10 protein-coding genes are annotated in these 10,590 nt (G+C 32.5%); all 10 read left to right on the top strand.

The genetic code is table 11. The features are described 5' to 3' along the window. The coding region (locus tag KDK16_RS04720) for a hypothetical protein (RefSeq protein WP_257255199.1) at positions 1 to 331 on the top strand (331 nt) is incomplete at its 5' end. A 43-nt stretch (positions 332 to 374) separates the two neighbouring features. Then, entirely contained in the window at positions 375 to 1,541 is a 1,167-nt protein-coding gene (locus KDK16_RS04715; RefSeq protein WP_257255198.1) for a nucleotide sugar dehydrogenase, read from the top strand. A 146-nt stretch (positions 1,542 to 1,687) separates the two neighbouring features. Continuing rightward, positions 1,688 to 2,593, top strand: coding sequence for a glycosyltransferase (locus KDK16_RS04710; RefSeq protein ID WP_257255197.1), 906 nt, complete (start codon positions 1,688 to 1,690; stop codon positions 2,591 to 2,593). Further along, the gene (locus KDK16_RS04705; protein ID WP_257255196.1) at positions 2,590 to 3,597 is read left to right on the top strand and encodes a glycosyltransferase family 4 protein; all 1,008 of its coding nucleotides are present in this window, start codon (positions 2,590 to 2,592) and stop codon (positions 3,595 to 3,597) included. Before KDK16_RS04710 ends, KDK16_RS04705 begins: the two co-directional genes overlap by 4 nt. After that, the gene (locus KDK16_RS04700) at positions 3,590 to 4,390 is read left to right on the top strand and encodes a hypothetical protein (RefSeq protein WP_257255195.1); all 801 of its coding nucleotides are present in this window, start codon (positions 3,590 to 3,592) and stop codon (positions 4,388 to 4,390) included. Before KDK16_RS04705 ends, KDK16_RS04700 begins: the two co-directional genes overlap by 8 nt. Then, the gene (locus tag KDK16_RS04695; RefSeq protein ID WP_257255194.1) at positions 4,387 to 5,634 is read left to right on the top strand and encodes a hypothetical protein; all 1,248 of its coding nucleotides are present in this window, start codon (positions 4,387 to 4,389) and stop codon (positions 5,632 to 5,634) included. The genes KDK16_RS04700 and KDK16_RS04695 overlap by 4 nt, the downstream gene beginning before the upstream one ends. Positions 5,635 to 5,661: 27 nt before the next feature. Further along, positions 5,662 to 7,134: a hypothetical protein gene (locus tag KDK16_RS04690; protein ID WP_257274913.1), complete on the top strand. Its 1,473-nt coding sequence runs from the start codon at positions 5,662 to 5,664 to the stop codon at positions 7,132 to 7,134. Further along, positions 7,131 to 7,898: a glycosyltransferase family A protein gene (locus tag KDK16_RS04685; protein ID WP_257274912.1), complete on the top strand. Its 768-nt coding sequence runs from the start codon at positions 7,131 to 7,133 to the stop codon at positions 7,896 to 7,898. Before KDK16_RS04690 ends, KDK16_RS04685 begins: the two co-directional genes overlap by 4 nt. Positions 7,899 to 7,902: 4 nt before the next feature. Next, on the top strand, positions 7,903 to 9,222 hold the full coding sequence (locus KDK16_RS04680; RefSeq protein WP_257255192.1) for a hypothetical protein: 1,320 nt from the start codon (positions 7,903 to 7,905) through the stop codon (positions 9,220 to 9,222). A gap of 150 nt (positions 9,223 to 9,372) precedes the next feature. Further along, positions 9,373 to 10,344, top strand: coding sequence for a glycosyltransferase family 1 protein (locus KDK16_RS04675; RefSeq protein ID WP_257274911.1), 972 nt, complete (start codon positions 9,373 to 9,375; stop codon positions 10,342 to 10,344). The last annotated feature ends 246 nt before the right edge of the window (positions 10,345 to 10,590 follow it).

Here is a 10,590-nt window from a genome sequence, read left to right as displayed (position 1 = left end):
ACACGCTATCTGGCTGAAGTCCTTGCTGGGCAGGCACTTTCATGATTTTGCCGTGGTCGTTGTGACGTTGAAAAGGTATCTTGCACATGCTGCGCAGGCGAACCTCTACGAAAGTGGAGCTATTGAAGAAATCTCGACGCATAAGGCGAAAAGTGGAACCCGGCTGTTTGGTAATGTCATTTTATCCCTGATGAATGCAGGAAAGTCTCTGCTCTTACATACAAGGAAGCTGCTGGACTTCTGGGCAGATAATGCGAAACGTGAACACGCTGCACGAGACGGTTGTTCAGGGCGTACAAGATTGGGTCTTTGTGTTGTGGGTGGGGCTTAATGTCTACCCTAAGTGATATTTCTTACAGGAAAAAATATATAATATGAAGATTGCTATAGCAGGTACGGGATATGTTGGTCTTTCTAATGCGATTCTTTTAGCTCAATATAATGAAGTTGTAGCTTTGGATATACTTCAGCATAAAGTAAGGATGATTAATGATGGAGTTAGCCCTGTGGAAGACTCAGAAATTCAGAGTTTTCTGAGAAATGAAAGTCTTAACCTGCGAGCTACATGTAGTAAAAAGGAAGCATTTCAAAACTCAGATTTTGTAGTTATTGCAACTCCAACAGATTACGATAGTGAAACAGACCAGTTTAATACCAGTTCTGTTGAATCTGTCATTAAAGATGTTATGCTGATCAATCCGAGTGCAGTTATAGTTATTAAATCTACAGTGCCTGTAGGTTATACAAAGCGTATCAAAAAACAGCTTGGCTTTAATAATATCATCTTTTCACCAGAGTTTTTGAGAGAAGGAAAAGCACTTCATGATAATCTATATCCAGCACGTATAATAGTTGGCGAGCAATCTGAGCGAGCAGAACGTTTTGCTTATTTGCTTAAGCAAGGAGCAATAAAAGATAAAATTGATGTTCTTTTGACTAATTCTACTGAAGCTGAAGCAATAAAATTATTCTCAAATACTTATTTGGCAATGCGAGTTGCATACTTTAATGAGCTGGATACATACTGTGAAAGTCATGGCTTAGATACTAGACAGATAATAGATGGGGTTGGTTTAGATCCTCGAATAGGGAGCCATTACAATAATCCTAGTTTTGGCTATGGCGGCTACTGTCTGCCTAAAGATACAAAACAACTAAAAGCAAATTTTGATGTTATTCCTAATAATATTATCAAAGCCATTGTAGATGCAAACAAAACACGAAAAGAGTTTATTGCTGACTCTATAATAAGCCGTAATCCTAAAGTAGTTGGTGTCTATCGTTTAGTCATGAAATATGGCTCAGATAATTTTCGAAGTTCTGCTATCCAAGGCGTTATGAAGTGTATCAAGTCAAAAGGGATAGAAGTTATAGTCTATGAACCTACAATAGATGATGTCGAGTTCTCTCATTATAAAGTGATAAAAAACTTAAATGAATTTAAGAATAATAGCGATTTGATTATTACAAATAGAAAGGCTAAAGAGCTTGAGGATGTAATCGAGAAGGTATACACGAGAGATATATTTGGTAGTGACTAGGTTAAAAATTATTTTAGCCATACGTGAAATTAAAAAGAAATGGGTTCTGATGCTCACGCAGTCTTAAGAATATGCTCTAGAAAAAATGTAAAGATGCTTATTTATAGTGCTTATATATACATGTCTGATAAATAATTGGGGCGTACGTGAAAAGCGAAGTGTCTATTATAATTCCTACATCAAATCGTCTATATGCGATTAAGAAAACTATTGATTCATATATACAGCAAGATGGTGTACTCGAAATAATATACGTTGATGATGGTGGAACGGAGGGGTTAAAGGGTTTTTTGAATGAGAAAAATAAACTTCAGAAAAAAAACATATTACGATATATTAAAAAAGAAAATAAAAAAGGTGCTGCAGCTGCAAGAAATACTGGTATTGAAATAGCAGTAGGTAAATATGTCTTATTCGGTGAGGACGATGCATACCTTGATAAGGATTATATAAAGATCTGTCTTGATTTATTAAAGCGAACTAAAAGAGAGGATGTAATTGTTTCAGGGCAAATAGTTATGATGAAGCCCGCAGAAGATCTAGAGGCGAGCAAAAAGAAGTATTTTCAACAGGGAAAAACTTACAATGAAAAAGATTTAATTGATCTTTCAACCTTAACTATTGAATTTGGAAAAAAAATTTCAAATGATACTGTTTTTATTCCCTTTACCCATGCTTTATTTTTATCAAAACGAAGTTATTTAAGTAAATATATGTTTGATGAATATTATTTTCCAGGTAATGGCTATCGAGAAGAAACAGACTTTCAAATGAATTCATATGTCAACGGAGGCTTGTGCTTAATGACTGAAAGTGCACTTTGTTTCCATATGGCACGAACTGATGTAAGAACTGGTGGGCAGAGACAAAATAGACTAAAACAATATTGTTATTGTGTTAAATATAACTCCTACTTTTATAACAAGTATTATGAAAGATTCTCACAGAGATATGGTTTAAATTGGGGCTTGAAAGTTGCAAAGTTGTTGTTTGTTATTAATATGTTTCTAAAAATGTTTTTTTTACCGCTGATCAGAGTTGTTTTAAGATGAGGTGCTTAATAGTAACTCCATATAAAAAACAATATGGAGGTGTAGAGTCAGTAAATAAACTGATTGATAGAATATTAAGAGCCCGAGGGTGGGAGATTGAATACATAACTATTGAGGGGGAAGTTTCTTCTATATTAAAATATTTGGCTTTTTTTATGGGGCTGCCATTGATTACAGCAAGTAGACATAAGAAGAGTTTGGGCAGTTATGATATTGTAATTTGTAATGGCGAGTTTGGGTTCGGGATTGAACATGCCAATGTCTACAATATCCATCACGGCTCCTATTATGGTTATGGTAAATGCCTTATAGGAAGGCGTAGCTTAAAGCAATTCCTGATACATTTGCGGGGTAGTGTGCTTCAGAAATTTTCTGCAAAAGACAAGATTAATATTGCTGTATCAGACTACGTACAAATGTGGCTTGCAAAACAAAATATAGTCGTCGATGCACTACTACCAAACGCTGTAGAACTTCCTAAGTTGATTAACGATTTTGAAGAAAGAAATGGAAAGGGGCTTTTTGTCACATCTGATAATTATTATGCAAAGGGAATGGATGTCATTAACGAGCTCGTTTCTGAATACGGTCATTCGATAGATTATGTTTGCCCGCACTACGTCAGTGATCTGAAAGCAACTTATCTTGGGTTTATAGATAAAAGTGAAATGCAAGCTTTATACTCGCAATATAGTTATGTTATTTTACCATCTCGATTTGAAGGTATGAGTATGTCTCTTTTGGAAGCAATGGCAAATGGGACTCCAGTTGTAACGTCATTTGTTGGTAATGGAGAACAGCTTTACTCTATTGAGCCTTCATTAGCTGTATTCGGTTATTCTGCCAATGATTACAGTTCAAATATTAATAAAATATTAAATGATTGGAAAAGAATAAGTGGGCTGTGTCGAGATTTTGTTCAAACCCACCATTCTTATGAAATATATACTGAAAACTTTGAAAAAATATTTTTAGGAAATAAATCTGAAAATGTTTGTGGCTAAGTGGAATAATAATGTTATTGAAAGCTTGCAGGTTGATGGCATTAATATAGTGTTACCTTGGGGTGTTGAATTTGCTGATTCAAACTCATTTTATTCTTTAGAAAAAGGATATGGTCAAAGATATGAAGAACAAATAATAAAAAAATATAGTACTGCATCCAGATTTATTACAAAAAGAATTATAAAACTAAGTGAAGGGAAGTTTAAATTAAAAACAAATGATACAGCTGTTCATAGTTCAATATACAGAGAGCTTAGGCTAGAGCTACTAACTGATTCCTATTTAATGGATTTTGTTACCAGATACAGATTTAAAAAAGAAGTGGTTGGTTGTTTTGAAATTGGTGGGGAAGTCATACACCATACCGATAGTAACATATACTATCAGCATGAAGTAAGAAGTGTAACTGGTCATTTAGTTAACGGTAAGAAAATTGTTATTGAGATAGACGAAGTTACAGTTCCAGAAGGGATGAAGTGTGTGATGTATGTGAGAGACCAGGTAGGTGAGTGGGTTGTACATTGCCGCTTCATTCCAACAGGGCTGGCAAAAAACTCAAAAGATGTGATAAAAGTTTGTACAGATTGGGCAGGTACTAGACCATTGCCTGACAAACTTACAAAATACCTTTTGAGTAGTGAAGCTATAAAAAGATATCTTTGGTATAAGGCAGAGTTTAGGCCCTATAAATATAAACTGATAAAGTATTTGATTAATCTTAGTGCTTATTCAATGATTAAAATTCCTTGTGGAACGATATTGGATATGAAAACAAGGTTTTTTTTAGAATGAGAAAAAGAATTTCGGGATTAATAATTTTATCAGTCATTGAAAAGTTTTTTTTGGTATCTTCTCAGTTTCTAATTATCTATCTTATAAATAAAAGTTTAGGCGTTATGGCTTATGGTTTAGTCTCAGCGGTAGCCAGTACTTTTGTATTCTTTAATGTATTTAATGTGGCAGTAGAGAATATCTTATTAAGAAGAAGAGTTTCTAATATTGAAGTAATCGAGAAGGTTAATGACTATTTGTCTTTCTCTATAATAAAAGTAATTGCTCTTGGTTTATATTTATTTGTCTGCTATTTATTATTCTTTTTGAATTCTGATAAGTCAATTATTTTTGCGCTTCTTTCATTCTTCTTTATACAGACTTCTGATATATATAATTCAACAAGTTGTGTTTATAACGTATCTATATCGAAGCAATCTTCTGTAACCACAATGTCTGTGTATCGCTGCATATTTAACATAATACTCACAGTTCCAATACTATACTTCGATTCGCTGGCATACTTGGCGATGAAGGATTTTCTTGTCTTAGTTTTTTACACCTTTCTCTGGAGAGCATTCAATCCATTATTTAGAATAAAAGCTGGTACAGTGACTAAACTATTATTCAGTAATGAGTTCTATCAGCGTATTAAAAGTGACTTGAGAACATTTTCATTGTGGTCACATCTAAATGGCGTAGTTACATTTTTTATATATAAGGCGGATGTCTTTTTTTTGTCCATTTTTTCTACATCGACTATAGTTGGAAAATACTCAGTAGCTCTCGCTGTTGCAAATTTGTCAAACATCTTGCCGATGATTTTAAATCAACAGAATGTAGTAGTCTTATCAAATTGCAAATCTAAATCAGAGAGAAAAAAGGCAGAAGCATTCTTTAAGTCGATATATCTTGGTGTATCTCTGTTGATATTGGGTTTATTCTCATTGTTTGGAAGCTTTATTATTTCTATTCTAGTTAATGGTGAAGTAGAAAACCTGTATGTTGTATGCTTTTCTATAGTCATTTCTTTAGTTATTATGAAAATTATTCCTGGACTTATACTTTCTAGAATAACTGTAGAACATAGTTTAAGAGATATGTTTATTTCAGTAGCATTACCATCAGCTATTTTTTCGTTTTTTGTATATTTGATAGTTTCATATATATGGGGCTATTTATATTTGGCATTTTCCAATATTGCAGTGGCTATATGTTGGACATCATTACTTCTACTTCACTATAAAAAAATTTCACGGGCTTAGATAATTGTGTCAAGAAATATGCTGAGTATGCTAACAGCTAGCATACTAGATGATATTCAGTCAAAGACGTATAATGGTGATTATGATGCATTGAGATGGTACTATGGGTATTCATTTTTATTATTTACAATAACTAACCAAAAAAATTCTAATAAATATGACTATCTCAAAGAATATATTTTTACAAAAATAGACGATACCGATATATCTAATGCAAGCTTTCATTGGGAATTTAATAAGTACGCGTTATCATTTATCAACGATGATATTGTAAAAAAGCCATGTCTTAAAAAAATAAGAGAGTCTGAAAAATATAATGACTCGAAAGCTACTAACTGGATTCTTTTAAATACTGTATGTAAATTAAGGCGTGGGGAAATTAAGAAGTTACCATTGAAACTATTCGCTTATTTGAAATTTAGGCAAGATAGAGATGGTTTTATTTGGGATGCAAGGAAAGTTCGATCATCTCAATATCATGCATTTTCTTCATTTTTACTTTACGAAATATACAAAATCACAGGTTCAAAGAATATTGAAAGAAGATTTTTTAAGTCAGTTAGAATTACTGCACTATTGACTTTGAATTCAGGAGAATTTAATTATCTAGGTAGAGGGCAGTTCCAAACATTTGGCTATGGTCCTGCTTTTTACAGTTTATATGCTGCATACAAGGAAACAGGAGATGAGGAGTATAAGCGAGCTGCAAATTTGATTTTGTCAGTCATATCCTCAAATATTGAAAACGATCATATTCCTCTTGTTTTAAATGAGTGTTCAAGGTTCACAACCAGTAATTATGAATTTGATTCATTGAATCATATTGGTTGGTATCCTTATAATAATTTTATTGATTACTCATTCTTTTTGTTGTATTTTCTGGATAGAGCTAAGGATGAGTTAGGAGATGTCAGTCTAAACAATATATCTAGAGAGCATATATTGAGAGAGCATTATTTAAAAAGCTCAGGTTTAAGAATTGTAGAAAAAACAAACTATTCAGCTGTATTTGGTAGTGTCAAAGGTTTTATAACTAATGGCTTGCCAATTCCATATTTAGAGTCGAGGGGCCGACGATGTACACCTGTTTTAGGTGGTGAGCAGTTTACAAAGTCACTTTACAAATCAAATATGATTTCTCTTCCTTTAGATAGAAAAAAAAAACCTCCATCTAATAGTTTCTTCTTCAATAGTAATAGTTTGATACTTTATTCATGGGCAGGTTTAGATATCTATCGGTATAAAATAACTAACTCTTGTATTAGTATTTTGATTTCATCTCTTAGATTATTTAAGCCGAGCTATCATATTAGTCTATTTGGGAAAGTAGTTATTAATAATGGTGTAACCAAGGTTGAATATGAAAATATGGTTGTCTATTTATATGCTGACATTTTAAGTATAAATCGTGGGTACTCTGCCTCTGGTGTTTTTAATGTGATTCAATTGACCTCTAAAAAAACACCTATTAAAATTGACTTTAAATTTTTTAAAAAATGATGAGTGTAAGTGTTATAATCCCTACATATAATAGGGTTGATCTTCTCGAAAAATTATTGATTTCGATTGTAAATCAATCACATGCTGTCAATGAAGTGCTAATTGTAAATGATAATTCAACTTGCCCCTATGAGTATGAAATAACTGTTTCTAAATACAGAGAACTGCTGAATATTAAATATATATATTTAAATGTTTCTAAAGGAGCGCAGTATTGTAGAAATTTGGGATTGAATATCGCTACTACTGATTGGGTCTGCTTTGTGGATGATGATGATTACTGGGGTAGAGATAAAATCAAAAATCAACTTAAAATTGCAAATAAAAATAAAAAGGCTGGTTTGATTTATTCTTGGGCTTATATCGTAAATGAAAGTGAAGAAAAAATTGGTGAATATCGATATGTTGTTGGTAAAAATTCAAGAAAAGAAATTCTTGATTCTTGTTTTATACCGTCTCCCACTGTTATGGTAAAAAGAGAAGACTTAATTGCATTAGGTGGCTTTGATGAAGGGCTAGTATCATGTCAAGACTGGGATACTTGGATTCGTCTTATATTTAGTGGGGTGGAGGTCTATGTTAGTCAGAGCTATGATGCATATTATTTAAAACATTCTCGATCATCTATTGGTACTTCATCTAAAGCTTTACATGGCTATTCAAGGGTTTATAAAAAGAACTTACTTAAGTTCTGTCACAATTATAAGTTTTTGCTTTCTGTGATAAAATTCTTTGTTAAGCACCCTAAACTATTAATATCTTAAAGCCATGAAATTTAGATTATTTTTATTATTATTTTTAGGATTGTTTTGCTCAGTAGCTATCTTATTTAATGATTACTCAAAATTTCCGATTGATGTGATTTTATTTTCACTTATCGTTTTATTATACTTGCTGGAATTTCTGTTCCGTTTAAATGGACAGAAATTAACAGTTGTTGACTTGTTTTTAATCTTTCTATCTTTATACATAGTATTTGGGTTTTATCTTTATTCGATTCCATTCATTAGTTTTAATCTCTCGGAACTAATTAGTGTTAATTTTGGTGAAAACGAAAAAGTTATCAAATTAATAAAGATGGTCTATCTTTTTATTATTTTGGTGAACTATGTTTTTTTAAGGGCCGAAGCTAAACCATTTGCTTCTTTATCATATTTTGATGATGGTTCTAAGTACTGGGATCTTACTGCATTCATATTGTTGTGTGCTTCTTTATTTTATTGTATTTGGCTATATAATATCACGGCTGGTACATATATTCATTTTTCAAAATTAGATGGATCATATTTTAACAGACTTGGCTGGTTAATTGTCTTAACCAGCTCGGCGATAACATTGTTTCAAATTAAAAATAAACCTCTAAAAAGTTTTTTCTTCTATCTCTTGTCAGTACTGTTGATTTCAATTCTAATATTATTGTCAATTAGAATTTATGCTGCCGCTATTCTATTCGGTATGCTATTGAACATGCAAATAAGAGGAGTAGTGCTGAGAGTTAAGCATCTAGTAATCATTTTATTTGTATTTTTATTGATTGTTAGCCGCTCAGTATTTAGATTTCAAAACTTTGATTTAACTAATATGCCTCTTTTTTTAATCACCGTTCTAGGTGAGTTTATTATCCCGAATGTTTCTAATTATTATTTTTTCTCAAATGATGTTGGATATAATCAGCCGTTCTCTTTTCTGGATATTTTTTCTCAATCTTTACCCTCAGGTTATCGATTAGAACCTTTTTTGTATGAATTTAGAGATCAATATATAGCACTAGGAAGTCATCCTTGGATAATTGGTGGTATTTCATTTGTTGGGCAGTTATATTTCTACTTTGGTCTATTTTCCATAATAATATATGCTGCATTTCTAGTTTTCTTGACAAAGTTAAGAGCAAATATTTTGTTTGGAAAGTTTTCAATTTTTTTGTGTGTACTTCCACCATTAGCAATGGTTCTACCGAGAATGGAGCTTTGGACTCTAAGGGCATGTTTGATAAATTTGATCTTTTTTGCTTTGATTAGAGTCATAGTTCCGAGAAAGACGGTTACTTTCAAGGAAGATGTCACCTCAACTTGCACAGCTAAATCTTAATGCTACTGATTCTCTGATTGTTTATGGTTAAGCCATACCTCTAACGGTAACTGCCACTTTCTGGTTTCGCGTCATCCTTAACATAACCGCAGACAAAAAAATCATGAAAGCCTCTAAAGCCGCGATCAATACCTCTAAAACATAAAGTTTATGATAATTTTTGATTCTATTATTAAAAGATTACAAGCAAGTGGGGGAATATCTGTATATTTCGAAAACTTGTTGGATGGTTGTGAAATAAACAAAGTAGAGTATGCAGTTTTACCAAAAAGTAACGAGTGTAATCGGCCCTTAGAAAGGTATAGGGATTGCCTAGTGAATGAGCTGGGTGGTGTGTTTCACTCTAGTTATTATAGATTGCCGAGTGCTAGTAGTTTGAAAGTTGTAACTACTGTACATGATTTTACTTATGAGAAGTTCAGGAATGGTCCTGCTAAATGGGTTCACAGTTGGCAAAAAAACAGAGCAATTCAGAATAGTGATCTGATTATTTGTGTTTCTCAGAATACGGCAAATGATCTGATGAAAATATGTCCTGTTGACCATGAGCGTATACGAGTCATTTACAATGGGGTGTCTGATGCTTATAAGCCACTTTATTTTGAAACTAAAACTAATGACTCTGTACTTTTTATCGGTGCTCGTGTTGGTTATAAGAACTTTGATATCGCAGTTAAAGCTGTTTCTAAGGTTGATGATTTAAAACTGCGTATTGTTGGTGGCGGTGTACTTTCATTTAAAGAGCAAAAACTTTTAGAAGAACAGCTTCCGGGTCGTTTTACTTGGCTTGGTAGATTAAGTGATGAAGCTTTAAATAAAGAGTATAATTCTGCTTTTGCTTTGCTTTACCCTTCGAGTTATGAAGGCTTTGGCATTCCTATTGTTGAGGCTATGAAAGCTGGCTGCCCTGTTATTGCAGTGAATGTTTCTTCAATACCAGAAGTGGCTGGTGATGCTGCAGTTTTAGTAGACCATCCTAAAGTAGATACTCTGCGAATTGCACTTATAGAAGTACTTAACCATAGGAATCAATTGAAAATTGCTGGTTACAAGCAAGCAAAAATGTTTTCTTGGGATCGTTGTTTTCAAGAAACTTTATCAGTGTATAATGAATTAATGTGAAATATTTATAGGATTAATGAAATATCTAAATCTGTTTTGATGTTGTGGGTTAATCTAAATTTCAATTACTAATGCTGTTTATAAAAAATTGACACATATTATATCTATAACAAAAAATAACTAATCAATTTTAAAATGTTGTAGGTATAGTTACTGTTGATGAAGTATCAAATGATAATTATTAAAAGTATCGGTAACTTTCAAGGTAGATGTCGCCTCAACTTATGCAGCTAAATCACAATGCTG

Source organism: Endozoicomonas sp. SESOKO4 (genome assembly GCF_024606275.1).
This window is presented reverse-complemented; position numbering and strand designations above follow the sequence as displayed.

Bases quoted from the DNA above. Each gene is read 5' to 3' on its own strand.
- KDK16_RS04715 (WP_257255198.1), top strand. From the start codon at position 375: ATGAAGATTGCTATAGCAGGTACGGGATATGTTGGTCTTTCTAATGCG.
- KDK16_RS04705 (WP_257255196.1), top strand. From the start codon at position 2,590: ATGAGGTGCTTAATAGTAACTCCATATAAAAAACAATATGGAGGTGTA.
- KDK16_RS04695 (WP_257255194.1), top strand. From the start codon at position 4,387: ATGAGAAAAAGAATTTCGGGATTAATAATTTTATCAGTCATTGAAAAG.
- KDK16_RS04690 (WP_257274913.1), top strand. From the start codon at position 5,662: ATGCTAACAGCTAGCATACTAGATGATATTCAGTCAAAGACGTATAAT.
- KDK16_RS04685 (WP_257274912.1), top strand. From the start codon at position 7,131: ATGATGAGTGTAAGTGTTATAATCCCTACATATAATAGGGTTGATCTT.
- KDK16_RS04680 (WP_257255192.1), top strand. From the start codon at position 7,903: ATGAAATTTAGATTATTTTTATTATTATTTTTAGGATTGTTTTGCTCA.
- KDK16_RS04675 (WP_257274911.1), top strand. From the start codon at position 9,373: ATGATAATTTTTGATTCTATTATTAAAAGATTACAAGCAAGTGGGGGA.